General features: G+C 69.1%; 27 protein-coding genes. 21 read left to right on the forward strand and 6 right to left on the reverse strand.

The window, feature by feature from the left end:
- Nucleotides 1-38: 38 nt before the first annotated feature.
- From tenA to P0592_RS08425, 3 genes are read left to right on the forward strand one after another with little or no spacing between them, the layout of a single operon-like run.
- A complete protein-coding gene (gene tenA, locus P0592_RS08415; protein ID WP_276273825.1) occupies nucleotides 39-704 on the forward strand; it encodes a thiaminase II in 666 nt (221 codons plus the stop codon).
- A complete protein-coding gene (locus P0592_RS08420; protein ID WP_276273826.1) occupies nucleotides 701-1462 on the forward strand; it encodes a TenA family protein in 762 nt (253 codons plus the stop codon). Before tenA ends, P0592_RS08420 begins: the two co-directional genes overlap by 4 nt.
- A complete protein-coding gene (locus P0592_RS08425; protein WP_276273827.1) occupies nucleotides 1462-3081 on the forward strand; it encodes a sodium:solute symporter family transporter in 1620 nt (539 codons plus the stop codon). The genes P0592_RS08420 and P0592_RS08425 overlap by 1 nt, the downstream gene beginning before the upstream one ends.
- Before the next feature lie 3 nt (nucleotides 3082-3084).
- Here P0592_RS08425 and P0592_RS08430 read toward each other — a convergent pair whose 3' ends face one another.
- The gene (locus P0592_RS08430) at nucleotides 3085-3342 is read right to left on the reverse strand and encodes a DUF8106 domain-containing protein (protein WP_276273828.1); all 258 of its coding nucleotides are present in this window, start codon (nucleotides 3340-3342) and stop codon (nucleotides 3085-3087) included.
- Nucleotides 3343-3491: 149 nt separating this feature from the next.
- On the opposite strand from P0592_RS08430, the gene P0592_RS08435 reads away from it, so the two are divergent.
- Nucleotides 3492-3956: a hypothetical protein gene (locus P0592_RS08435; protein ID WP_276273829.1), complete on the forward strand. Its 465-nt coding sequence runs from the start codon at nucleotides 3492-3494 to the stop codon at nucleotides 3954-3956.
- The gene (locus P0592_RS08440; protein ID WP_276273830.1) at nucleotides 3953-5842 is read left to right on the forward strand and encodes a hypothetical protein; all 1890 of its coding nucleotides are present in this window, start codon (nucleotides 3953-3955) and stop codon (nucleotides 5840-5842) included. Before P0592_RS08435 ends, P0592_RS08440 begins: the two co-directional genes overlap by 4 nt.
- On the opposite strand, the gene P0592_RS08445 is transcribed toward P0592_RS08440, so the two are convergent.
- The 5 genes from P0592_RS08445 to cheB all read right to left on the reverse strand — a co-directional run bounded on the left by P0592_RS08445 (nucleotide 5843) and on the right by cheB (nucleotide 11918).
- Nucleotides 5843-6712, reverse strand: coding sequence for a CheF family chemotaxis protein (locus tag P0592_RS08445; protein ID WP_276273831.1), 870 nt, complete (start codon nucleotides 6710-6712; stop codon nucleotides 5843-5845).
- Nucleotides 6713-6773: 61 nt separating this feature from the next.
- Nucleotides 6774-8006: a HEAT repeat domain-containing protein gene (locus tag P0592_RS08450; RefSeq protein ID WP_276273832.1), complete on the reverse strand. Its 1233-nt coding sequence runs from the start codon at nucleotides 8004-8006 to the stop codon at nucleotides 6774-6776.
- Complete coding sequence (locus P0592_RS08455; RefSeq protein WP_276273833.1) at nucleotides 8003-8812, reverse strand: CheR family methyltransferase; 810 nt, start codon at nucleotides 8810-8812, stop codon at nucleotides 8003-8005. The genes P0592_RS08450 and P0592_RS08455 overlap by 4 nt, the downstream gene beginning before the upstream one ends.
- Nucleotides 8809-10833, reverse strand: a complete 2025-nt coding sequence (cheA, locus tag P0592_RS08460) for a chemotaxis protein CheA (protein ID WP_276273834.1) — start codon at nucleotides 10831-10833, stop codon at nucleotides 8809-8811. The genes P0592_RS08455 and cheA overlap by 4 nt, the downstream gene beginning before the upstream one ends.
- Entirely contained in the window at nucleotides 10833-11918 is a 1086-nt protein-coding gene (gene cheB / locus P0592_RS08465; protein ID WP_276273835.1) for a chemotaxis-specific protein-glutamate methyltransferase CheB, read from the reverse strand. The genes cheA and cheB overlap by 1 nt, the downstream gene beginning before the upstream one ends.
- A 171-nt stretch (nucleotides 11919-12089) precedes the next feature.
- Here cheB and P0592_RS08470 point away from each other — a divergent pair, with 171 nt between their 5' ends.
- The 16 genes from P0592_RS08470 to arlH all read left to right on the forward strand — a co-directional run bounded on the left by P0592_RS08470 (nucleotide 12090) and on the right by arlH (nucleotide 24883).
- Nucleotides 12090-12530 carry a chemotaxis protein CheW gene (locus P0592_RS08470; protein ID WP_276273836.1) on the forward strand — a complete coding sequence of 147 codons (441 nt, stop codon included), beginning with the start codon at nucleotides 12090-12092 and terminating at the stop codon, nucleotides 12528-12530.
- Between the two features lie 78 nt (nucleotides 12531-12608).
- On the forward strand, nucleotides 12609-13334 hold the full coding sequence (locus P0592_RS08475) for an RAD55 family ATPase (protein ID WP_276273837.1): 726 nt from the start codon (nucleotides 12609-12611) through the stop codon (nucleotides 13332-13334).
- A gap of 153 nt (nucleotides 13335-13487) precedes the next feature.
- Complete coding sequence (locus P0592_RS08480; RefSeq protein WP_276273838.1) at nucleotides 13488-13826, forward strand: ArsR/SmtB family transcription factor; 339 nt, start codon at nucleotides 13488-13490, stop codon at nucleotides 13824-13826.
- A gap of 82 nt (nucleotides 13827-13908) precedes the next feature.
- A complete protein-coding gene (locus P0592_RS08485) occupies nucleotides 13909-14184 on the forward strand; it encodes a DUF7521 family protein (RefSeq protein WP_276273839.1) in 276 nt (91 codons plus the stop codon).
- A 301-nt stretch (nucleotides 14185-14485) separates the two neighbouring features.
- A complete protein-coding gene (locus P0592_RS08490) occupies nucleotides 14486-15127 on the forward strand; it encodes an archaellin/type IV pilin N-terminal domain-containing protein (protein ID WP_276273840.1) in 642 nt (213 codons plus the stop codon).
- A gap of 279 nt (nucleotides 15128-15406) precedes the next feature.
- Nucleotides 15407-16006 (forward strand): archaellin/type IV pilin N-terminal domain-containing protein, encoded by a 600-nt coding sequence (locus tag P0592_RS08495; RefSeq protein WP_276273841.1) that lies wholly within the window; start codon nucleotides 15407-15409, stop codon nucleotides 16004-16006.
- A 79-nt stretch (nucleotides 16007-16085) separates the two neighbouring features.
- A complete protein-coding gene (locus tag P0592_RS08500; RefSeq protein WP_276273842.1) occupies nucleotides 16086-16643 on the forward strand; it encodes a DUF7500 family protein in 558 nt (185 codons plus the stop codon).
- A gap of 75 nt (nucleotides 16644-16718) precedes the next feature.
- Entirely contained in the window at nucleotides 16719-17195 is a 477-nt protein-coding gene (locus P0592_RS08505) for a hypothetical protein (protein WP_276273843.1), read from the forward strand.
- Nucleotides 17192-19171, forward strand: a complete 1980-nt coding sequence (locus tag P0592_RS08510) for a hypothetical protein (RefSeq protein ID WP_276273844.1) — start codon at nucleotides 17192-17194, stop codon at nucleotides 19169-19171. Before P0592_RS08505 ends, P0592_RS08510 begins: the two co-directional genes overlap by 4 nt.
- A gap of 105 nt (nucleotides 19172-19276) precedes the next feature.
- Nucleotides 19277-19636, forward strand: a complete 360-nt coding sequence (gene cheY, locus P0592_RS08515) for a chemotaxis protein CheY (RefSeq protein WP_276273845.1) — start codon at nucleotides 19277-19279, stop codon at nucleotides 19634-19636.
- Nucleotides 19637-20860, forward strand: a complete 1224-nt coding sequence (locus P0592_RS08520; RefSeq protein ID WP_276273846.1) for a chemotaxis protein CheC — start codon at nucleotides 19637-19639, stop codon at nucleotides 20858-20860. It abuts the gene before it with no gap.
- Entirely contained in the window at nucleotides 20860-21381 is a 522-nt protein-coding gene (locus P0592_RS08525) for a chemotaxis protein CheD (protein WP_276273847.1), read from the forward strand. The genes P0592_RS08520 and P0592_RS08525 overlap by 1 nt, the downstream gene beginning before the upstream one ends.
- A 234-nt stretch (nucleotides 21382-21615) precedes the next feature.
- Entirely contained in the window at nucleotides 21616-23241 is a 1626-nt protein-coding gene (locus P0592_RS08530; protein ID WP_276273848.1) for a FlaD/FlaE family flagellar protein, read from the forward strand.
- On the forward strand, nucleotides 23225-23668 hold the full coding sequence (gene arlF, locus P0592_RS08535; RefSeq protein ID WP_276273849.1) for an archaellum stator protein ArlF: 444 nt from the start codon (nucleotides 23225-23227) through the stop codon (nucleotides 23666-23668). Before P0592_RS08530 ends, arlF begins: the two co-directional genes overlap by 17 nt.
- Before the next feature lies 1 nt (nucleotide 23669).
- The gene (gene arlG / locus P0592_RS08540) at nucleotides 23670-24125 is read left to right on the forward strand and encodes an archaellum stator protein ArlG (RefSeq protein WP_276273850.1); all 456 of its coding nucleotides are present in this window, start codon (nucleotides 23670-23672) and stop codon (nucleotides 24123-24125) included.
- Nucleotides 24122-24883 carry an archaellum protein ArlH gene (gene arlH, locus P0592_RS08545; protein WP_276273851.1) on the forward strand — a complete coding sequence of 254 codons (762 nt, stop codon included), beginning with the start codon at nucleotides 24122-24124 and terminating at the stop codon, nucleotides 24881-24883. The genes arlG and arlH overlap by 4 nt, the downstream gene beginning before the upstream one ends.
- Nucleotides 24884-24887 lie beyond the last annotated feature (4 nt).

Here is a 24887-nt window from a genome sequence, read left to right on the forward strand (position 1 = left end):
CACTAGGTTATATCACCGGCGAGCGTCCACGGTCGGGTATGGCCTTCACCGACGAACTGGCCGAGGTGGGCGACCCGGTCTGGGATGCCGTCCTCGACCACCCGATGGTCGAACAGCTCGGCGAGGGGACCCTGGACGAGGCCCCGTTCCGGTACTGGGTCCGCCAGGACTACGTCTACCTCGTCGAGTACGCCCGCGTGTTCGCCTTCGGGGCCGCCAACGCGCCCGATCTGGCGCGGATGGGCACCTTCGCCGAGCTGCTGGACGCGACGATCAACACCGAGATGGATCTCCACCGGGAGTACGCCGCCGAGTTCGGGATCGGCGAGGCCGAGCTGGCGGCGACCGATCCCTCGCCGACGACGCGGGGGTACACGGACTTCCTCGTGCGCGTGGCGGCGACGGGCACCTTCGGCGAGCTCGTGGCCGCGCTGTTGCCCTGTATGTGGGGGTTCAACGAGACCGCCCGCCGGCTCGACGAGCGCGGCCGTCCCGACCACGAGCAGTACGCCGCCTGGATCGAGATGTACGCCGGCGCGGAGTTCACCGACCTCGCCGAGTGGTGCAGGGACCTGCTTGACGACGTGGCCGCCGACGCAACTCCCGACGAGCGCGAGCGCTACCGGGACCTGTTCGAGACCTCCGCGAAGTACGAGTACCGCTTCTGGGACGCCGCCTGGCGACAGGAGGGGTGGTCGGTGTGAGCGACGCCGCCACGGGCGACGACGCCACGGTCTCTGCCGCCTACGCCGACTACGCGGCCGACCGCGCGGACCCGCGGTTCACCGACTGGTGCCGCGAGCGGACCGGCGAGTCGTGGACGGCGGCGACGGACCACCGCTTCACCCGCGAGCTCCACGCCGACACGCTCGACGACGACGTCTTCCGCCGCTATCTCGTCCAGGACTACGCCGTCGTCGAGTCGCTGGTGGGCGCGTTCGGCCACGCCGTCGGCGAAGCCCCATCGATGGCCGCGAAGTCCCGGCTGGTCGAGTTCCTCGGGACCGTCACCGGCGACGAGGACGACTACTTCGAGCGCTCCTTCGACGCGCTGGGCGTGCCCGAGTCGACCCACGCGGACCCGCCGCTTGCCGAGCCGACGGCGGCGTTTCAGGACCTCATCGGTCGGGCGACCGGCCGGGGCGGCTACGCGGAGACGCTGGCCGTCCTCGTGCCCGCCGAGTGGGTGTACCTGACCTGGGCCAGCGGCCACGACGAGCGGCCCGACCGCTTCTACCTCGCGGAGTGGGTCGACCTCCACGCCGTCGACGCCTTCGCCGAGTTCGTCGGTTGGCTCCGCCGGGAACTGGACCGCGAGGGCGCGGCCGCGAACCCGCGCCGGCAGGCCCGCATCGCCGACCTATTCGCCCGGACCGTCGACCTCGAAGCCGCCTTCTTCGACGCGGCCTACGACGGGGATCGCTCGCTGGTCCCGGAGCAGGCCACGGAAGGTGACGCCTGATGGTCGACACTGCCCTCGCGCTCGGACTGACCGTCCTCGCGCTCGTCGCGTTCGCGGCGCTGGGCGTCTGGACCACCCGCGGCGGCGACCGCTCGACGGACGACTTCCTCACGGCGCGGAACTCCGTCGGCCGGGGCCGCCTGACGGCGACGCTCGTGGCCTCGTCGATGGGCGTCTGGATCCTCCTCTCCGCGCCCGAGGCCGGGGCCGGGTTCGGGATCGCCGCCGCCGTCGGCTACGCCGTCGGGACGGCGGTCCCGATGGCCGCCTACGCGAGACTCGGGCCGCGCGTGCGGGAGTTGCTCCCCGAGGGCCACTCGCTGACCGAGTACGCCCACGCCCGCTTCGGGTCGGCGATGTACGCCTTCGTCGTCCTCGTGAGCGCGCTGTACATGTTCGTCTTCGTCGCCGCCGAGCTGACGGGCATCGCCAGCGCGCTCGCGCTGGTCGCCGGCGTCCCGCAGTGGCAGACCGCCGTCCTCGTCGGCGGGTTCGTCCTGCTGTACACGGGCTACGGCGGCCTGCGGGCGACCATCGTCACCGACACGGTCCAGGCGGTGCTCGTGCTCCCGCTGCTGGCCGTCGTCGTCGGCGCGGTCCTGCTGGCGCTGGGCGGGCCAGCGGCCGTCTACGCCGGCGTCGCCGGGGCGAACCCGTCTCTGGTCGACCCCGGCTTCCTCCCCGGCCTCCAGTTCGGGCTCGCGCTGGCGTTCGCCATCCTCGGGGCCGAACTGGTGAACCAGACCTGGTGGCAGCGCCTCTACGCCGGCGAGAGCGACGCGGCGGTCGCCGGGAGCTTCCGCCGGGCGACGCTGCTGAACGGCGCGCTCGTCTTCGTGGCCGCCCTGCTGGGGCTGGTCGCCGTCGGCCACGCCGACGTCGTGACCGACGTGACCAGCTCGGCGTACAACGCCGACGTGGCGTTCTTCGTCCTCGTCGAGAGCGTGCTGGGCGAGGGCGTCCTGCTGGCGGTGGTCCTGCTGGCGCTGCTGCTGGTGGTCAGCTCCGTCGACTCGCTGTTCTCGGCGCTGGCGAGTCTCGTCACCGCCGACCTCCCGCGGCTGCTGGCCGACCCCGACGACCGGACGCTCCGGCTGGGGGCGCGGGCGCTGACCGCCGTCGTCGCCGTCGCTGCCGTCGCCGTCAGCCTGCGCGCCCGCAGCGTCCTCCGGCTGTTCTTCTTCGCGGACCTGCTCGGGGCCGCCGTCGGCTTCCCGCTGGTCTACGGGCTCTACTCCCGGTCGCTCACCGGTCCGGGTGCGCTGGCGAGCAGCCTCGGCGGGCTGGCGGTCGGGCTGGCGTTCTTCCCCGACTTCCGGGGCGTCCTGACCGCCGTTCCGGTCGTCGGCGACGCCCTGCCCGCCGCGGACCCGCTGTACCTGTCCTCGTTCGCGGGCGCGTTCCTCGTCTCGACGGGGCTGGCGCTCGCCGCCGCCCGCGTCTCCGACGCCGAGGTCGACCTGACCCGGCTGTCGGAGACAGGGCCGCTCGCGACGGACGGCGGTGAGCCGAGCGGAGCGAGGCGAGGCTCGTCGGGACCGTGCTCCGACGGTAGTGAGCCGAGCGGAGCGAGGCGCGGCTCGTCAGAACCCAGTTCCGACGGCAGTCGCCAGGAGTGACGCTCACGCCGTCGGTCGCCAGAGCCGCCGCCAGGCCCGGGCGGCCGCCGTCCACGCCGCGACGTTCCGCGACCAGAGGTCGGACGCCGTCGGGCCGCGACACCGGTGGACGGCGAGGTCGGTCCCGCAGGCCGGACACCGCAGGCGGACCCGGCGGCCGCGCCGGACCGTCCGCCAGTCGCCGCTCGCGTGAGCCCGGCGGTCACACGACGGGCAGAACAGCGTCGCCTTCGCCGGGGGGTCGTCGGATCGAGGGCTCATTCCACCTGCGATCCGGGGCCGAGGGTAAAAGCACCTACCTATGAGGTCTCTATAGGTCTCGATACTCCTTCCATTATGCTCCCGCCGTTATCCCGGCCGATAATCGCCCCCCTACACACTTGTAGACCCCTCGCAAAGTGCCGACAGCTATGGCGACGCGCGTGTTCGCGGCGTTCCTGGGCCTCGTCCTCGTCGCCAGCGTCGCCGCGGGCCCACTCGGCATCGGGGCGGCGGACGGCCCCACCGCCGAGCCAGCCGCCGACGTCTCGCTCGTCTCGGCCCCGACGGAGACGGTCACTCTCGAACGCGGTCGGTTCGGGAGCGGCCGCTACCACCTCGACGCCGCGCCGGCCGTCGTCGACGTCGGAACCGTGTCGGGCGACCCGATGGTGCGCTACGTCGTCGACGTGCCCGGCCTGTGGCTCACCGCGACCACCCGGCGGGACCTCTCGGACGGCGAAGGGCGGCGCTCGCTGTCGGTCAGTCCCGTCACGGTCAGTCCCCACCGGGTCGACCAGCGCCGCTACGACGCCATCGTCGCGGTGTGGGTCCGCGAGGGGTCCCGCGACCGGGCGGTGCTCCAGCGCCGCGTGACGGTGGTGGTCGAGCGGTGAGCGTCGCCGACCGACTGCTCGCCGGCGAGACGGTCGAGCCCGTCGAACTCCGGCGGGCGACGGTCCGGGGGATCTTCGGCGATCGCGTCGGGGTCGCGCTCGCCCTCGGGTCGCTCGTCTGGTTCGGTCTGACCTGGCGGCTCGGCTTCGCCTCGAACGACCAGTACACGTTCGCCAACACGCTGCTGGCGCTCGTCGACGGACACCTCCACATCACGTCGCCGGTGTACGGTCCGGCGTCGGGGGCGACGCCCGGGACCCACCTCGTGGACGGCCGCGTCTACGGTCGGAACTACGGGATCGTCGCGGTCTCGGCGCTGTGGTACGTCCCGCTCCGGGCGCTGGCGGTCGTCCTCGACGTCCGCGTCCTGCTGACCGGCTGCTGGGGGCTGGCGGTCGCCGGCCTCGGGACGGCCGCGGGATCGCTGTTCGGCCGCCGACGCACCGGCCTGTGGCTGGGGACGGCCGTCGGGGGCGTCGCGTTCGCCGCGTCGGTTCCGCTCGCCGAGCCGCTGTCGACGTACTGGCTGCCGCTGGTGGCGCTGCAGCTGACGACCGCCCTCGCGGCGGCGCTGCTGGCCGTCGTCGCCTACCGCCTCCTCGGTCGCGTGGCCGAGCGACCGGTCGCCGTCGCCGGAGGCGTCGCCGTCGCCGCGGCGACGCCGGTCGGCTTCTGGGCGACGCTCCCGAAGCGCCACAGCGTGACCGCGCTGTTGGTCGTCTGTGCGGCCCACGCGCTGCTCCGGAGCCGCGAGGCCGGCGACCGACGGACCGCGACCCGGTTCCGGGCGCTGGCGTACGTCCCGCCGGCGCTCGCCGCCTGGGTCCACGCGCCCGAGGGGTTCGTCCTGCTGGTCGCGCTCGCCGTTGCCGACCTGCCGACCGCCCGGTGGAACGGACCGCGGGAGTTGCTGACGGTCGGGACCGCCTTCTGCGTCGCGTTGCTGCCCTTCCTGCTCACGAACTACGTCGTCTCCGGGAACCCGGTGGCCCCGCCGCGGTTCCTCGCGGACTACACGGGCGGCGTGCTCGGGCCCGAGGGCGACGTGAGCGGGGCGGTCGGAACTGACCCGAGCGGACGTGACGGCGGTCCGGTCTCCCTCCCCGTCCCCGGCAGCCGAGTGCTCGGTCGGTTCGCCGCCTCCTACGCCGTCCTGCTCGACCCCGACCGTCTGTTTCGCGTGTTCGTCCGCACCGGCTACGTCCCCTCGCTCCGTCCGGACCAGGACGCCGCGATCAACCTCAGCGTACTGGCGTCGATGCCGCTGCTGGGCGCGGCCGTCGCGTATCCGGTGCTGGTCGCTCGCCGGATCGGCCGCGACGAGTGGCCGTCCCGGCCCCGCGAGTGGTCGCCAGCGAGGGTCGTCGACGCCTTCACCGCGGTGTACGCCGTCCTCCTGCTCGGGCTCTTCCTCGCCTCGCTCCCGCTCCATCACATGCTCACGGTCCGGTATCTCCACCCGCTGTACCCGCTCGGCGTGTACTGGCTGGCACGCCTGCCGGCCGTTCGCGGAGTCGTCACCGGCCAGCGACGGCGGCTCGCCGCGAGCTACGGGGCGACCATCGTCGCCGGCGTCCCCGCCTTCCTCGGTGCCGTCGTCGTCGGCCACCTCGTCCTGCCGGAGGCGGTCCAGGCGTACGCGCTGGCGGCCCTGGCCGTCGCGGCCGTCGTCGCCTGCTGGAGCGTCGTGGCGACGGTCACGGGCCGCGGTGCACGGGCCGGCGCGGTCGTGCTGGGCCTCGCCGCCGGCGCGACGACGACGTACCTGCTGGTCGCCGGGCTCTCGCTGTTCCCGTCGACCGGCGAGTTCCTCCTCCCGCTGTCGCGGGCCGCCGCCGAGCACGTCCACTACGCGGAACTGCTCGGCAGTTCGCCCCCGGCGTAGCTACTGGTCGGCGATGGCGTCGCCGGCGATCGACCGGCCGCGGGCCTCCAGTTGGACCTCGCGGCGGGTGCGGACCGGTTCGAGGATGTCGGCCTCGACGAGGCGGTCGTAGACGTCCTCGACCTCGTCGACGTCCATGTCGACGAACTCGGGGATCTTGAACGGGGAGATGCCGGAGTACAGCGCCATCAACACCTGCACCTCGTCGTCCGAGAGGTCGACATCGTCGGCCGCGTTGCGCTGCTCGCCCTGCCGTACCAGTCCCTCCAACAGGGAGACGTGGCGGGGGTTGCCCGTGACGTACGTCTCGACGCTGGTGGTCTCGACGGTGTGTTCCACCTCGAGGACTGGCCGCTCCCGGCCGCGGATCTCCCGCTCCGCGGCCTCGACGGTCCCCACGTCGTCGATGTCGAGCTCGACGAAGGTGCCGCTGGCGGTGGCGAGATCGATCGTCTCCTCGTGTTCGTCGTCGAGCTTGAGCCGGGCCTTCTCCCACTCGGTGTCCCGGACGACGCCGCCCTCCACCGCGGGATGTTTCGCGAGGACGACGATCTGGTCCAGCAGCGCCCGGTAGAGCTCCCCCTCGAACGTCTCGTCGCTGGTCGAGATCAGCCAGACGTCCCGGCCGCTCTGGACCTTGACGTAGCTGTCGACCTGCGCGAGCGGCTGGTTCATCTGACTGGCGGTGACGCTCGTGAGCTTCGACAGCGCGATGGTCCGCTTGCCGTCGCTGGTCGCCAGCACCAGCCGCTTGTTCGACAGCAGGATCCGACCCGGGACCCACTCGATGTCGTTGCGCTTGCGGCCCTCCGAGACCACCTGCACGAACGTCCCCTGCGTGTCGACCAGCGCGCGCTCGCCGTCGCTCATCCCTGTTCTCGCCCCGGTGGATCGGTCGCCTGCCCCTTAACCGCCTCGGCCACGGCGGCGCTCACCGCCGCCCACCCAGTTTCGAGATGGCCGAGAAGGCCTTCTTGCGGACGATCTCGTGGTCGGTCTCGTCGATGAGCTGGTCAAGGACCGCCCGGGACCGCTCGCCGCCGACCTTCCCGAGCGTGAAGATGGCCTGCCCGCGGACCTCCGGGTCGACGGTGTCGTCCTCGACCAGTCGGAGGAGGCGGCGCTCGACCGTCCCGCCCCCGTCGCCCAGCTCTGCGAGGCTGGTGGCGGCGAACTGCCGGAGCATCGTGTCGTCGTCGCCCAGCGCCTCGACCAGCGCGTCGACGACGCGCTCGCGCTCGGCGTCGCCCGCCACTCGGCCCAGCAGCCACGCGGTGTTGCGCCGCTGGGAGGGTTGGGTGCTCTCCTCGAGGATCTCGGCCAGCGGGACCACGACCGTCCGGTCGTCCGTGTTCGAGAGCCGGTCGACGACCGTCTCGCGGATGTCGTGGCTCCGCTCGGTCGGGACGTTCGCGAGCAGCTCGACCAGCGAGTAGACGGCCGTCCGGCGCACGGCCGGAGCGTCGTCGCCCAGCGCCTCGACCAGGTACTCGACCGGCCGGTCGTTCTCGAAGTTGCCGAACGCGCCGACGGCGATCCGGCGGACCCGCTCGTCGTCGTCCTCGTACAGCGGGAGCAGGGCCTGTAACGCACGCCTGCTACCGATCGCGCCCAGCGCGTCGGCGGCCTCGCGCCGGACCGCCCCCTTCGGGTCCGTCAGCAGCGACGCCAGGGGTTCGGTCGCCCGCGAGTCGGCGACCTTGCCCGCGGCACGCGCCGCCCGCGCCCGGACGCGGGGGTCGGGGTCCTCGAACCGCTCGGTCAGCTTCGGGACGGCGTCCGCCTCGCCGAGCCGTCCGAGCCCGTTCGCGGCGGCCATCCGAAGCTCGGGCACGTCGGCGTCGAGCGCCCGCACGAACGCCTTCGCGGCCACCCAGTCGGCCGCGTCGTCGTCGATGTCGACCCCCGCTATGTCGCCGATGAGCTGCTGGATGGCGTCGCCGCCCAGTTCGTCCAGCGAGTCGATGGCGGCCGCGGTGACGGCGTCGCTGTCCCGTTGAGCCGCCGTGACCAGGGCGCTGACGACGTCCCGGCGGTCGTCGTGGTCGCCGAAGTTGCCCAGCAGTTCGGCCGCCCGCCGCTGGACCCGCTCGTTGTCGCTCTCGCGCAGGACCCGGATGAGCTCCTGCACGTCGCCGTCGCGTTCCAGTTCGTAGAGGCTCATACGCGCTCGTAGATGCGGTGTTGCTTGTCGACGGGATCGAAGTCGTCCCGGCACGCCGCCGGAAGCGTCTCGGTCATCCCGATCATCAGGTTCCCGCCGGCCCGCAGGGACCCCCGGATGGTCTCGAAGATGGGGACCTTGTACTCCGTGTCGATGTAGATGAGGAGGTTCCGGCAGAAGACGAGGTCGAAGTCCCGCTTGGCCTCGCCCCGGATGAGGTCGTGCTGCTCGAAGGTGACCATCTCCTTCACCTCGTCCCGGACCCGGAAGGTCGTCCCCTCCTCGTCGACGTAGTCGGCGTAGTCGTCGAGCGGTGCCAGCTCCTCCGCGATGTCGGTCGTCTGTGAGGTCTCGTAGACGCCGCGGCGGGCCTCCGCGAGGACGTCGGCGTTGATGTCGGTGGCGGTGATCTCGACCCGACCGGCGTCGACCTCGGGGTCGTCGAGCGCCAGCATCGCCGCCGAGTACGGTTCCCGGCCGTCGGCACTGGGGGCCGACCACACCCGGACCCGGCGGTTCTCGGCGGTCAGCTCCCGCAGGACCGGCCGCAGCGCCTCCCAGGCCTCGGGGTTGCGGAAGAAGCCGGTGACGTTGATCGACAGCGAGTCCAGCAGCTGCTCGCGCTCGCCGTCGTCGCGTTCGAGCAGCCGCCGGTACTGCCGGTAGTCGTCGGTGTCGGTCCGGCGCATCCGGGCGCTGATGCGGCGGTCGAGGTAGGCGTCGTTGTAGAACTCCGACTCGAAGTCCATCTCCGACCCGATGAACGAAAGCAGCTGCCGGAACTGCCGGTCCTCGGTCCGGTTCATAGCGTCACCACGTCGAGGATGTGGACGATGTTGCCGTCCCCCAGCACCGCCGTCCCGGAGAGGCCGGCGGTCCCCGAGAGGATCCCCTCCAGGGGCTTGACGACGACCTCCTCCTGGCTGTTGACCGAGTCACAGTGCAGGGCGACCTGCCGCTCGGACTCGCGGATACGGACCAGCATCCCGTCACCGTTTTCCGTCTCGCCGGGCACGTCGAACGTCTCGTCGAGGTGGATGACGGGGTAGATGTCGTCGTTGTGCTTGATGACCTGCTTGCCGTTGACCTGCTTGACGGCGTCGGTCGAGGTGATCTCGTCGACGTTCTTGATGGGGACGCCGTACTCCTCGTCGCCGACCTGCACGAACAGCACCTTCACGATGGCCATCGTCACCGGCAGGCGCAGCGCGACGGTGGTCCCCTCCCCCGGCGTCGACTCGACGTTGACCGACCCGTCCAGTTGCGAGACGGTGTCGTGGACGACGTCCATCCCGACCCCGCGGCCACTGGTGTCGGTCACCTCGTCGGCCGTCGAGAAGCCGGGGTGGAACACGAGGTCGTAGACCGCGGAGTCGTCCATCGCCTCCAGCTCCTCCGGCGAGCGGACGCCCTTCTCGATCGCCTTCTCGCGGATGCCCTCGACGTCGAGCCCCGCGCCGTCGTCCTCGACCTCGATGATGACGTGGTCTCGCTCCCGGGAGGCCCGCAGCGTGATGTGGCCGGTCCGCGGTTTCCCCTTCCGCTCGCGCTCCGCCGGGGGCTCGATCCCGTGGTCGACGGCGTTGCGCAGGATGTGCATCAGCGGGTCCGAGATCTCGGTGAGGATGGTCCGGTCGAGCTCGATGTCCTCGCCTTCGATCTCGAAGTCGACCTCCTTGTCGAGCTCGCGAGCGAGGTCACGGACCAGCCGCGGGAACTTCCCGACGACCTTCTTCAGCGGGATGAGCCGCATGTCCATCACCGTGTTCTGGAGGTTCGCCGTGATCTTGTCCAGCTCGTTCAGCGTCTCACCCGCCGAGTCCAGGTCCTCCTGCTCGACGGCCCGGCGGAGCTTGATCCGGCTGGTGACCAGCTGCTCGACCTGTCCGTGCAGGTCGTCCAGCCGGTCGACGTCGACGCGGACCGACTTGATCTCGTCGACGCTGTGTTCGGCGTCCCCGCCGTTCGCGTCCGTGTCGTCGGTCTCCGTGGTGCCGGCCACACGGGGGCCGCCGCCCGCCGCGTCCGATCCGCCGCCAGCGTCCCCGTCGCCGTCGAGTTCGGCCGTCACGTCGTCGGCCTCGAACGCCGCGATCTTCCCGACGGAACCGAGTTCGGCGTCGACGGTGGCGGCGTCCGGGGCGTCGAGATAGAGCTCGAAGGCGTCTTCGAAGGCCCCGTCCTCGATGTCGGTCCGGGCCGGGTCGCTGTCGAGGACGTCGAACACGTCCTCGACGCCCTCCAGAGCGAGCATCGCGTCGACGCCCGGCATATCCGACTCGCCGACGTCGACGACGGCATGGACGACCCGGCCGTCGGCGTCGGCGGCGGTCACGTCCGTCTCGATCGAGCCGGCGGCGAGGCCGCTCCCGGCTCCGCCGCGCTCGGCTCCGTCGTCCTCGCCGGCGGCTCCCTCGTGCCCGTCGCCGTCGGCGGCCGCGGCGTCGGCCCCCTCCTCCAGGACCGTCCGCAGCTCGTCGACCATCTCGTCGGTGTCGGTCCGCGCCTCGCCGTGGTCCTCGATCTCGCCGACGATGACCTCGATCCGGTCGACGCCGGCGAAGATCAGGTCCATCACTGCCGGCGTGACGTCCATCTCCCCCTGTCGCATCGCGTCGAGCAGGTCCTCCATCGCGTGTGCGAGGTTCGCCGCGTCGTCGAACCCCATCGCGCCGAAGTTCCCCTTCAGCGTGTGGGCGGTCCGGAAGATGGAGTCCATCGCCTCCCGGTCGGTGGGGTCCGACTCCAGCGCCAACAGCGAGTTGTTCAGTTCCGTGATCGCCTCCTCGCTCTCGCGGATGAACGCGTCGAGATACTGGTCGTCCATTATGAGCTCACCTCGGTCGTGATCGTGTCCAAGATACCGTTCGCAACCTCGTCGATGGGCAACACGTCGTCGACACACCCCGTCTCCACGGCCCGTCGGGGCATCCCGTAGACGGCCGACGTGGCCTCGTCCTGTGCCAGCGTGTGACCGCCGGCGGCCTTGATACGTCGGATGCCGTCGGCACCGTCCTCGCCCATCCCGGTGAGGATGACTCCCACCAGCGGGTCGTCGACGACGTCGGCGGCGGTCCGCATCGTCACGTCGACGGCCGGGCGGACACTGTTGACGGGGGCGTCGTCGGTCAGCTTCACCCGGAGCCGCCCGTTCCGGTAGTTCTTGACCGCCATATGGCTGTCACCGGCGGCCACGAGCGCCTCGCCGCCGCCGATGCGGGCCCCGTCGGTCGCCTCCCGCACGTCGTAGTCGCTGCGGGCGTCGATCCGCTCCGCGAACCGGCCGGTGAACCCGTCCGGCATGTGCTGGACGATCAGCACGCGGCAGTCCGCCGCCAGCGGCAGGTCCGACAGGACCTGCTCGACCATCTTCGGCCCTCCCGTCGAGGAGCCGACGATCAGCGTCGGGTTCGCCGCGTAACTGGTCTCGCCGCTCGGCTCCGCGGCCGACGGCGACGCGGTGCCGCGGGTGACCCCACCGGCGCTGTGGCCGGTCGCCCCGCCCACGTCGACCTCCGCGACGGAGGTGACGATCTCGACCAGCTGGTCTTTCAGGCGGGACATCTCCATCGACACCTCGCCGCCGGGCTTCCGGAAGAAGTCGACAGCGCCCCTGTCCAGGGCCTCGAAGGTCACGTCGGCGTCTTCGTCGGTGTGGGCCGACAGCATCAGGACCGGCGTCGGGTGCTCGGCCATGATGCGTTCCGTCGCCTCGATCCCGTCGAGTTCCGGCATCTCGACGTCCATCGTCACCACGTCGGGATCCTCGCGGCCGACGGCCTCGACGGCCTCCCGGCCGTTTCGCGCCTGCGCGACGACGTCGATTCCCCCCTCCTCCAGCATATCGGAGATGACGCTGCGCATGAAGTGAGAGTCGTCGGCGACGACGGCACGCGGCCTCCCGCCGGCCATCGTCAGGTGCGCCCTCGCGACGCGGTGGTCGTTCGCGGGCGGAGCATCTGCATAGCTACGCCGTACTCCCGTTCGACCGAAAATAAAGACACCGCCCGCGGTATCAAGGATGATAGCACAGCAGGCAGCTTTATGCCGCCGTCCCGCCCTACCTCCGGTACCCAGCGAGTCATGTCCACCCAGTCAGCCCAGTCGACGACCGGCCAGGTCCTCGAGTTCGAACTCGGGGCGGAGACCTACTGTGTCAGCATCGACTACGTGACCGAGATCGTCGACGTCGGCGACCTGACACAGGTCCCCAACGCCCCGCCGTACGTCGAGGGCGTGATGGATCTCCGGGGTCGGACCACGTCGATCGTCGACCCGAAGACCATCTTCGGCATCGACGGGGACGCGGACGGCAAGCGCATCATCGTCTTCGATCCCGAGATCGTCCAGACACAGGGGGCGGCCGGCTGGCTCGTCGACGAGGTGTTCCAGGTCGTCCAGATCACGCCCGACCAGGTCGATCGCTCGCCCGCCAACGACTCCGGCTCGATCCGTGGCGTGGTCAAACGCGACGACGACTTCGTCATCTGGGTCGACCCGGCGGTCGTCCACAGCGAGGGCTGATCGGCGTCTACGGGCCGTGAACAAGACTTTTCACGGCCCACGACTCACCGTAGGGTAACCCCGAGGATATTCAACCAGATGATAGAACTAACGAAGACGGGCATCGACGGCCTCGACGAGATTCTCAACGGCGGCATCGTGAACAACTCGACGACACTCATCAGCGGCAATCCCGGGGCCGGGAAGTCCATCCTCTGTCTGCAGTACATCTACAACGGCGTCGAGCAGTTCGACGAGAAGGGGATCTACCTCTCCTTCGAGGAGAACGAGGCCGACCTCCGGGAGGCGGCCGAGTCCATCGGCTTCGACAAGTGGCCCGAGTACGTCGACAACGGCGACATCAAGGTGTACGACAAGCAGGTCCTGCTGCGGGAGAACGACTTCTCCTCCTCGCTCGAGATCCTCCTCGAGGACCTCGAGGACGAGAAGTACGACCGACTGGTGCTGGACTCGCTGGCGATGTTCGAGCTGTTCTTCGAGGACGAGCGCGAGAAGCGCACCTACCTGCTGAAGTTCACCGACATCCTCCGGGAGAACGGACTGACGACGCTGATGACGAACGAACAGGGGGCGGTCTTCCCGGACACGGAGATCGGGCTGGAGAACTACCTCACCGACGGGAACATCTACCTCATCCAGACGCCGACCGACTCCGGGGTCAGCCGGTACGTCTGGGTCGCGAAGATGCGCAAACAGAACATCGAGACCGACATCTATCCGATGGAGATCGACTGGGGGGGTATCAAGATCCACGAGAGCGCGAGCGCGTTCTCGATGATGAGCGAGGAGGAGTCGCCGATATAGCGCTTTGACGCCGTTATTATCCGGGAGAACAACCGCTGTAGCATCCGTACCCCGATTCTGTACCGTCTGGCTCTGATCCCCGCCTCGTCCGGCTCCTCACTTGGTATCATCGTCGATAGCTTTAAGCGAGGCAGTATTCATGTTCTGATAACGATGGCATCGGCGGAGATATTGCAAACGCTGGGGAACAAATACAGCGCGGAGATCCTGGACGCCACCGACGAACCCGCGTCCGCACAGGAGCTGAGCGACGAACTCGGGATCCCGATTGCCACCTGTTACCGACGCATCGACGAGCTCACCGAACACGACCTGTTGGAACTACACGACAACATCCTCTCGGACGACCGCCGACGCATCAAGGTGTACCGACGGAACGTCGACGAGGTCCGCGTCGACTTCGACGAGGAGCTCACCGTCCACGTCGAGGAACGCACCGAGGTCACGAACAAGCTCGACGAGGCGTGGCGGACCCTCTCGTCGGACAACTGACCGGCGAGCCGTACAGTTATCAGGACAGATATTCACGGGGGTGGGTTTAATATGGGGTTTCTCGTAGCCCCTGCCAGTGCCGATGATAGAACTCCTCTACGCCATCACCACCCTGGTGTTCGTCGTCGCGGGGCTCACCATGGTCGGGATGGCGATGCGGGCGTACGTGCAGACGTCCCGGCAGGCGATGCTCCACCTCTCGCTCGGGTTCGCGCTGGCGGTCGCGGGAGCGGCAGCGACGATGATCAGCGCGTTCGTCAACGACTTTCAGGGCGTCCGCTCGCTGTTGCTGGTCAACAGCGGCCTCACCACGTTCGGCTACCTGTTCGTGATGTACAGTCTCGTCACCTACGAGTGACGAACCACCGATCGCTCTCGGACCACGCCGGGTCTCCCGACCGCGTGTTCGTCTCGACTTCCTCTCGGCGTGTTCCTCCGGTCCGCCCGGACGGTACGTTCCGGCTCCGCGTCAGCCTCACTCGACGACGAAACCGGTTCCGGTGAGCGCTCCGGAAATACCACCACGCTGCCCCGTACGAGACCGAGAGGTGACGATAGAGTGCCTGAAATGCGCGTTATCAGAGCAGATAATCTAGTGGGAGCTATTATTACTGGTGAAACACTCGACTGGGGTAGGGTCAGCACGGCCCGGACATACAATGTTCACGGAACACACGGACGACGACCGCGGGCAGGTCGGGATCGGCACGCTCATCGTGTTCATCGCGATGGTGCTGGTCGCGGCGATCGCCGCGGGCGTCCTGATCAACACGGCTGGGTTCCTCCAGTCCAGCGCAGAGGAAACGGGACAACAGAGCAGCGACCAGGTCACCAACCGGCTCGAAGTGGTGAGCGCCGTCGGCACCGACATCGACCAGAGCGAGAAGAAAGTCGACACGGTGGAGGTGACGGTGAAGAAGGCACCGGGTGCCGGTAACATCGACCTGGGGAGCACGATCGCGCAGTGGGTCGACTCTTCGGGCTCGTACGACCTCACGTACGGCGAACCCGGCACGACCAAGGCCCCGAACAGCACGACGTTCTCCGTGACCACGGTCCAGGACGACGACTCCTCGATCGACAGCAGTCAGGTCCTCAACGATCCCGCTGACCGCGCGACGATCCGGTTCGACATCGACGACATCCGGGCCGACGAGAACGACGACAGCAACACCGCTTCCGCGGGTCTCGACGAGGGTGGAACGGCGACGATCCAGCTGAACACCCAGTCCGGCGGGACGACGACCGTCCGTCTGGTCGTCCCCGAGACGCTGTCCGGGAACTCCGCCGTCTCGCTGTAGCCCGTCCGCTCTCTTCTCTGTTTTCTCCGCCGTGCCACAGCGGCGGTGCCGTCGTCCCCGGGGTTCGGTCCGAATCGGCCCGCCGGCACCACCGGCTGGCGACGCCGACCGTCGGGTCGCACCGAACCCCGACGATCCCGCCGTCATCGTCACGCTTCTACCCGCTGAACCGATGTAGAACCGCTGAAGAGATCGTTATCAGCCGAGATAATTCGGGCAGAGGTATTATTACTGGTGGAAGAAACCGTTCTGGTAGGGTCAGCACGGCCCGGACATACAATGTTCACGGAACACACGGACGACGACCGCGGGCAGGTCGGGATCGGCACGCTCATCGTGTTCATCGCGATGGTGCTGGTCGCGGCGATCGCCGCGGGCGTCCTGATCAACACGGCTGGGTTCCTCCAGTCCAGCGCAGAGGAAACGGGACAACAGAGCAGCGACCAGGTCACCAACCGGCTCGAAGTGGTGAGCGCCGTCGGCACCGACATCGACTCCTCGAACAGCGAGGTCGACACGGTGGAGGTGACGGTGAAGAAGGCACCGGGTGCGGCCAACATCGACCTGGGGAGCACGATCGCGCAGTGGGTCGACTCCTCGGGCTCGTACGACCTCACCCAGGACTCGTCGACCGCACAGGATCACTTCACGGTGTCGACGGTGCAGGACGACGACTCCTCGATCACGGACAGTAACGTCCTGAACGACCCGGCCGACCGCGCGACGCTGACGTTCGACGTGACCGCTATCCACGGGACCACCGGTCTCGGCGAGGGTGCGACGGCGACGATCCAGCTGAACACCCAGTCCGGCGGGACGACGACCGTCCGTCTGGTCGTCCCCGAGACGCTGTCCGGGAACTCCGCCGTCACGCTGTAACCCGCCCGTTCTCTTCTCTTCTCGCCGATCGTACCCCACCAGCGACGGAGTTATACCGCTCGGTGTTCACGTCCCTCGTATGGCGGACGGGCCGGACGAACCGAACCCCGACGAGGGGAAGATCCTCTCGCCCGAGGAACTCGACATCGCCGAGGACGAACACGTCACGGAGATCGACGAGGGCCGCTACGTCGTCTCCTCGGACGCCCGCACCGACGACGACTACGGGAACCAGGTCTCCTCGGAGCCCCAGCAGCCCGCGCCCGACCCGGAGCCGGCCCGCGAGTTCTCCGACGCCGACGTCCACGAGTGGCTCGCCGAGCGGATGGCCGACTCCAGCACCCGCTACGGCTTCGACGTGACCGCGAAGTTCGACGGCGAGGTCGACCAGCAGCAACTGGGTTCCAACGACATCGTCACCGTCTTCGAGAGCTTTATGCTCTGGTACGGGCGGCAACTGGACGGCGACACGCCCGTCGAGGACGTGCTGGGTATCCTGCTCTCGGAGTCGAACGTCCCGGTGAAGTACCCGCCTGGCAACGTCAAGTCGCTGGCGCGGTCGCTGGGACTGTCGCCCGACGACTCCATCGCGGAGCTCGTGGCGGCCGTCGAGGAGCGCGACGGCGCGGAGTTCTGAGCGAGGCCCCGGTCCCAGACGTGATACTGGCGACGGTACGTTTATCGGTCGGTGCTATCGTTGGTAGCATAGGTGATGGGACGACGCTCCGTGCTCGCCGGTGTCGCCGTGTTCGTGGTGGTCGTCGCGATCGCGACGGGGCCACTCGTCGGCGTCGACGCGACCCGGAAACCGGTGACACAGTTCGGGGAGGGGACGGCGACGGTCGAGGGAGTGACGACCGACACGACGGCCTTCCGCGTAACCGACGGCCGGTTCGGCACCGGCGTGGCGTACGTCCGCGTCCCGACGGCGACGGTGCGGGTGTCGGCGGTCGAGGACCGACCGCGACTGCTGTATCTCGTCTCGGTCCCGGCACTCGGCGTCGAGCTGACGGCGTCGACTGTCGTGACCACGCCCGGGAGTTACAGGCTCGCGCCGGACGACCGCGGACTCGCCCGCGACGCCCCCGACGCGTCGTCCTACAGCGGTCGGCTGACGGTGAGGGTCCAGAGCTTCGAGGCCGACCGGACCGTCTACGACAGGAACCTGACGGTGGAGGTGGCGGCGTGACGAGCCGCGACCCGTCGGCGACGGGGGGGTGGCGCTCGGTCGCCGACGAGTTCACCCGGGACCGGCACGGCCTCGCGCTCTGGCTCGGCCTGCTCTGCTGGTTCGGGCTGACCTGGCGAGTCGGGTTTTTCATCCAGGACAGCTACGCGGTCGCCAACGCGCTGGTCGCGCTGGCCGACGGCCACCTCTACCTCACGGAGCTCCGCTACTCGCTGACGGTCGGCTCACAGCCCGGGCTCCACCGCGTCGACGGTCTGCTGTACGGCCGCAACTACGGGCAGGTCGCGCTGGCGGTCCCGCTCGTGTGGCTGCTGGAGGGGCTGTCGGTGGCCGTCGCGCCCCGCATCCTCCTCGCGGCGGTCTGGTCCGGTCTCGGGCTCGGTCTGGTGGCGACGGTGAGCCGCCTGCCGTCCGTCGACACGGAGCGGACGCGACGGGTCGGTGGGCTCGTCGTCGCCCTCCTGTTCGTCGGGAGCGTCCTGACGGCGACGGACCTCCCGCGGGAGCGACTCGCCCTCGCGGCGCTCCAGCTCTCGACGATGGCGGTGGCGGCGGCGGGCTGTGTCGGCCTCTACCGCCTCGTTCGGCTGTGGCACGGTCGCCGCGTCGGCCTCGCCGCGGGTGCCGTGCTCGGCCTCGCCACGCCGGTCGGCTTCTGGGCGACGATCCCGAAGCGACACGCGCTGGTCGGCACCCTGGTGGTCTGGGCGGTGTACGCCTTCGCGGTCAGCAGGCGAGCGAGCGGGACGAAGGCCCGGCGGGCACGGGCCGCGGCGTACGCGCTGGGCGGCCTCGTCGCCTGGGTCCACGCCTTCGAGGCGTTCTTCCTCGTGACCACGCTGGGGGCCGTGGATCTCCTGACGGCACGGTCGACCGGTCCCCGGACGGTCGCCGCCGTCGGCGTGGCGCTCCTCGTGGTGGCGACCCCGATGCTCGCGACGAACTACGCGATCTCGGGGAACCCGGTCGAGCCGCCGCGGCTGTTGCCCGACGCCGAGGCCGGGTCGGAGGTCCCGACGCCACGCGGCGGGGACGGAGGTACCGGCGGCGGTACCGACGGCGGCGCGACGGGCACGCCGGGCGGTGGGGGCACCGAAGCGCCGGCGAGCGGCGACACCGCGACACCGGGGAGCGGCGACACTGGCCCTCCGGGCGGTGGCTCGGACCCGTCGCTGCTGGACTCGGTCCGTGAGGCCGCGGGTCCGGCCACGGCGATCGCGGAGGAGTCCGTGATCGAGGGCGTCGGCGTGCTGGGTCAGCCCGAGCGGGTCTGGCACATCTTCGTCCGGAGCGGACACGTCCCGGGTCTGCGGTACGAACTGAACGACCACGCGGTCATCGACCTCGCGCTGCTCGAGGCGACCCCACTGCTCGGCGCACTCGCGGTGTTTCCCGTGCTCGCCGGCCGTCGCGTCTCTCGCTCGGGTGACGAACTCCTCGGCACGCTCGACCCGCGGTCGTGGCCGGCACGCCGGCAGACGGACCTGCTGGTCGCCGCGGTGGCGGTCGTCCTGGCGGTGGTCTACCTCCCGCGACTGCCGCTGTTCAGCCAGCTCACGGTGCGGTACATCCACCCGGTCGTGCCGCTCGCGGTGTACGGCGTCGCCCGACTGCCGGCCGTCCGTCGAGCCGCCGACCGGCGACCGCGCTCACTGGCCGCGGCGTTCCTCGCGGCGGTCGGAGCGGCGCTGGCGGTCGTGCTGGCCGGGATCGTCGGTCTCGACCTCGCGCTCGGCGAGGCTGTCCAGTACCACGCGCTGTTGAACCTCGCGACGGCGACCGTCTGTGCGGTGGTCGTGACCGGACGGAGCGTCGTCCCCGATCGGGTGTCCGGACGGGCGGTCCCGGTCGCGCTCGCACTCCCGGCGGGGTTCGGGACCGCGTACGTCCTGCTGGCGGGGCTGGTGTACTTCCGCTACGGGAGCTACGCCTTCGATCTGGTCCGGATCGTCGCCGGGACCCTCCCCGGGCTGTGACCGGGCCGGCGGGACCGACAACCCCGTCGCCTCTTGCGGTATCACAGGCGATAATTTACGGGACACCTTTATTTGGGCTTTCACGGTACTCACTGTCGATAGGTTATGTCAGACGTACTGATCGCCGACGATTCGGAGTTTATGCGGAACCTCCTCCGCGAGATCCTGGAAGAGGACCACACGATCGTGGGAGAGGTCGAGAACGGTGTCGAGGCGGTCGAGGTGTACAACGAGAAGTCGCCGGACCTCGTGATGATGGACATCGTGATGCCCATCCGGGACGGGATCGAGGCCACCGACGAGATCAAGTCCGCGAACCCGGACGCCAACGTCATAATGTGTACGAGCGTCGGCCAGGAGGAGAAGATGAAAGAGGCCGTCAAAGCCGGTGCCGACGGCTACATCACCAAACCGTTCCAGAAGCCCAGCGTGATGGAGGCCATCGAGGACGTCGTCCCGTCATAGATGCACGTCGACATCCAGTCGCTCGGTACGTTCAACCAACTGGCACACGAGGGGGCGGAGGAGGCGACGCGGTCGCTGACCCAGATGACGGGGATCGACGCCGTCGTCGACGTCACCAAGATCACCCTCCTGGACCGGGACGACGTGGGCGAGGGGCTCGCCGGCCAGGAGTTCGTCGGCGTCCAGTTCGACTTCGAGGGCGTCCTCGAGGGCGAGACGGTGCTGGTCTTCGACACGGCGTCGGCCGACACGATCGCGGAGGCGCTGATGCCCGGGGCCTCCGAGGACCCGGCGATGGCACAGAGCAGCGTCGAGGAGGTCGGCAACATCATGATGAGCGGGTTCATCGACGGCTGGGCCGACTACCTCGGTGCGACCATCGACCACTCGCCGCCGGAGTACATCGAGCGGTCCGGCGCGAACGTCCTGCCCGAGGCCCCCGACCCCGACGGCGGGGACCACCAGCAGGTGTTCGTCTTCAAGTCCCAGATCGAGTGGGTCGGCGAGTCGGTGAACTTCTACATCTACATGCTCCCGGAGTACGAGTCCCTCGCGGACGCGATGACGGAGCACGCCGACACGGAAGCCGACGCCATCCCCATCGACAAGCTGGAGACGTTCAACGAGATGACCACGAGCGGGACCAAGCAGGCCGCCGACAACGTCGAGATGATGACCGGTATCCCGACGGAGGCGGAGGTGACACAGATCAGCTTCGCGCCGATCGAGGACGTCCCCAAGCAGATCGGGACCGACACCTACGTCGGGACCGTCGTGGAGTTCACCGGCGTCCCGAGCGGCTACCTGATGGTCCTGTTCGACGAGGTGTCGGCGGTCAACGTCGCCGAGGCGATGATGCCCGTCGAGATGACCGGCGACGAGCTCACGGACCAACACGAGTCCGCTATCGAGGAACTGGGCAACATCATGACGAGCGGGTTCGTCGACGGCTGGGCGAACGTCCTCCAGACCTCCGTCGACCACACGCCGCCGCGGCTGGTCCACGATATGGGTCGGTCCATCGTCGACCCGCTGGCCGCACAGGTCGGCCAGCACCAGGAGCACGCGTTCATCATCGACTCGGAGATGCGGACCGACGACATCGAGTTCAGCGCCGAGATCCACGCCCTGCCCAACGAGAAGGAACTGCGGGCGGCCCTCGACGACTTGGACGTCGAGCGCGCCGACCAGACCGACGCCGACGTCGAACAGATCTTCGAATAATGAAAGTCTACGACGGCAGTCAGACGGACGGGACACAGGACAGCGAACCGGAGCGGGTCAAGGTCGGTATCGCCGAGTACCGGACGACGACGGACTCGGCCGTGTTGACGACCAGCGGCCTCGGTTCCTGTATCGGGGTCGGGATCCACGACGAGCTGTCGGGGGCTGCCGGACTCGTCCACGTTATGCTCCCGACCGCCGACGAGGTCGAGGGCGGCAACCGCGCGAAGTTCGCCGACACCGGCGTGGCCGAACTCGTCGAGGCACTGGAGGAGGCCGGTGCCTCCCGGGAGACGATGCGCGCGAAGATCGCCGGCGGGAGCGATATGCTCGACTTCTCGGAGAACGGCTCCTCCATCGGCTCGCGCAACGTCGAACAGGTCCGCGAGACCCTCGCGGAGTACGACATCCCGATCGTCGGCGAGGACGTCGGCGGGGACCACGGTCGCTCGCTCCGGCTGGAGTCCGCGACCGGGGACCTCGTCGTCAAGAGCGCCAACACCGAGTCGACTACCCTGTAGTCTCGTCAGTGATAGCGAGGCTGCGTCAGACGAGCGGCAGCCGACCGTCTGTCGCGAACGCGGGTGTCGGCGCGTCTCGGCGGCGATCTCCAGTCGAAGCGCCCCTCGACGGGCGACGCGTGGGGCGAGGTGGACTTTATTTAGCAAGCAAACGTACGTATCTTGGGGTTTTGTTATCAACGGTGATAGACTAGACGGAATATTCAAGGGTGTTAGTGGCCTCTATCGAAGACGATGAGTAGTCTCGCTCTCGCCTCGGCGCTCCAGTCGTTCGCGCCGAGCGCGGCCGTGCTCGTCCCCGCGCTCGTAGTGTTGCTCTCGGGCGGGCTGGTCGGTATGAGCATCAAGAACATGTTCGACTCGATCATGTCCGACGACGAGAGCGAGGACGACGGCGACGAGATGGCAGACGGCGGTGGGCTGATGGCCGAAGAGGGCGGCGGTGGCGGCGACGATCTGGGCGGCCTGGGCGGCCTCGACGACGGCGGCGACGATATGGGCGCGTTCGGCGACGACGAGTTCGGCGATATGGACGACGCCGGCGGGGGGCAGGATCTCGACGAACTGGAACACCGCCTCGACGAACTGGAGAACGAGGTCGGGAGCCTCTCCTCGACGGTCAACACGGTGCGGACGGAAAACGAGTCCATCTCCGAGTCCGTCGAGGAGGTCGAGGAGAACGTCCGCAAACTGCTGGACATCTACGAGATGGTCACCCGGGGGGTCAACCCCTTCGCGGACGACGTCGACGCCGGGATGGGCGGCGGGATGGACGGCGACGGCTCGTTCGGCCTGTTCGACGACGACGGCGGGAACGGCGACGAGGAACAGATCGACGACTCGGTCGCCGACGCCGACGCGGAGGGGTTCTTCGACGAGGACCTCGTCGAGGACGACGACGGCGAGATGTCGATGGGCGGAACCGACGAGATGTTCGACGACGGCGGCGACGAGATGGGTGGCTTCGAGGACGACGGCGGCGAGTTCGACGAGGAGTTCGACGACTTCGAGGAGGACGACGACATGAGTATGGACGACGGACTGGACGTGGACGAGGGTGGTAGCGACGACGGTGACGGCGAGGGCGGCAAGTCCTTCGCCGAACTGAAAGACGAGTACGAGTCCGGCGAAGCCGAGTGGGCCGAGGGCGACGAGGACGACGGCGAGGCCGACGACCCGGCACTCGACGACGCGCCCGCCGACGAGGACCAGGCAGACGGGGACGCCGCCGACGCCCTCGCGGACGACGACCTGTTCGACGAGGTCATCGAGGACGAGGCCGACGACACCGACGACCCGTCCGAACTGGTGACGGAACCGCTGTCCGAGGACGATCCCGACGAGCCGGCGACCGACGCCGTCGACGAGGACGCCGCGGCCGGCGGATCACCCACGGACGCAGTCGCCGACGCCGTCGCGACCGACGCCGAGGACGCCGCGGCTACCGAGTCCAGGACCGACACCGACACGGAGGCCGACTCCGAGCCGTCGACGGCCGACCCGGAGCCGGCGGCCGAGGACGACGGCAAGCCCTACCTCGCGACGATGCCCGAGGGGTTCGCCGCCGACCTCATCGTCGTCGAGTGGCTGGAGTTCCTCGTCTCCCAGGCGGGCTACCGCGAGGCCACCCGCGCGATCGACTACTACGAGACCATCGGCTGGATCGACGAGTCCGTCGCCGACGGGCTGACCGACTACCTCCGTGGGTTCGACGACGTCGACGACACCGGCGACGGACTCACCGTCGACCACCACACCGAGAGCCTGCGTTACATCTCGCAACTGGACGAGGACAGCGGGGCCGACGCCGTCGCGCTCTCGAAACTGGTCGGAGGTGGTGCCGATGGGCTTCAGCGTTAGCGGCTCCGCTGCCATCATCTTCGTGGCCGCGTTCATCGGGTTCGGGATGTTCTACACGGCGACGGCCAACAGCTTCGAGCGCGTCACGAACGCCCGCGAGGCCAGCGCCGACCAGGCGCTCGAGGAGGCGAACACGGGGATCCGGCTGGACTCGGTGGTGTACAACTCGACCGCGGACTCGCTCAACGTCACCGCGACCAACACCGGTTCGACCTCCCTGGAGGTCAGCGAGGTCGACGTGTTGGCGAACAACGAGTACCTGACGGGCTACCGGACCGCAGTCGAGGGCGACACCGCGACGGACCTCTGGCTTCCCGCGGAACGGCTGGTCGTCAACGCGACCGGCATCACGACCGACCCCGGCCGCGTGAAGGTCGTCACCGGCCCGGGCGTCTCCGAGATCGACACGACGACGGAGGTGAGCTAGGATGGCGAGCGTCTCCGTCTCGCACCTCATCATCTTCATCGCGTCGATGATGATCGCCGCCAGCGTCGCGGGCGTGTTCACCGAGAGCGTCGGCCGCCTGAGCAACGCCGTCTCCGACCAGGGGCTCGACGTCAGCGGCGAGGTCCGGACCGACGTCGAGATCATCTCCGACAGCGGGAGCTCCGCGGTGTACGACAGCGAGGGCGACGGGAACATCACGCTCCACGTCAAGAACACGGGATCACAGGACCTCGCGGCCGACCCCGGGCAGATCGATCTGTTCGTCGACGGGACGTTCGTCTCCGACTTCGGCGTCACGCTGCTTGCCGACGGGGCCTCCTGGCGGCCCGGCACCGTCGTCCGGGTCGAGATCTCTCAGCCGGGCCTCTCGGCGGGCGACCACCGGGTGAAGCTGATCGTCAACGGCGACGAGGAGGTGTTCGAGTTCCGGGTATGAGTCTCGCGAGCACCGACCTCTTCTCGCTGGGGTTAGACGACCACGACCGGCTGAACAAGGAGCTCGGCGGGGGCATCCCGCCCGGCAGCATCATCCTCGTCGAGGGGGACTACGGGGCGGGCAAGTCCGCGATGAGCCAGCGGTTCAGCTACGGCCTCTGCGAGGAGGGCCACGAGGTCACGTACCTCTCGACGGAGCTGACCGTCGGGAGCTTCCTCGACCAGATGCACTCGCTGTCCTACGACATGGTGAACCACCTGCTGGACGAGAACGTCCTGTTCCTGCACGCCGACATCGGCGAGTCCAACGCCCTGACCGGCGGCGACGACGAGGGCGAGCGCAAGGACCTGCTCAAGCGCCTGATGGAGGCCGAGGTGATGTGGGACGCGGACGTGATCATCATCGACACCTTCGACGCCATCCTCCGGAACGACCCCAAGTTCGAGGCGCTGGTCCGGCAGAACGAGGAGCGCCAGGCCGCCCTGGAGATCATCTCCTTCTTCCGGGAGGTCATCTCCCAGGGCAAGTGCATCATGCTCACCGTCGACCCCTCGACGCTGGACGAGGAGGCCATCGGCCCCTTCCGGGCGATCGCCGACGTGTTCCTCGAACTGGAGATGGTCGAGGTCGGCAACGACGTCCGCCGGCAGGTCAACGTGATGCGCTTCGCCGGGATGGGCGAACAGGTCGGGGACACGATCGGGTTCTCGGTCCGCTCGGGGACCGGAGTCGTGATCGAGTCGCGGAGCGTCGCATAGGAGG

The sequence above is a fragment of the Haloarcula litorea genome, assembly GCF_029338195.1.
Classification (GTDB): Archaea; Halobacteriota; Halobacteria; order Halobacteriales; family Haloarculaceae; genus Haloarcula; species Haloarcula litorea.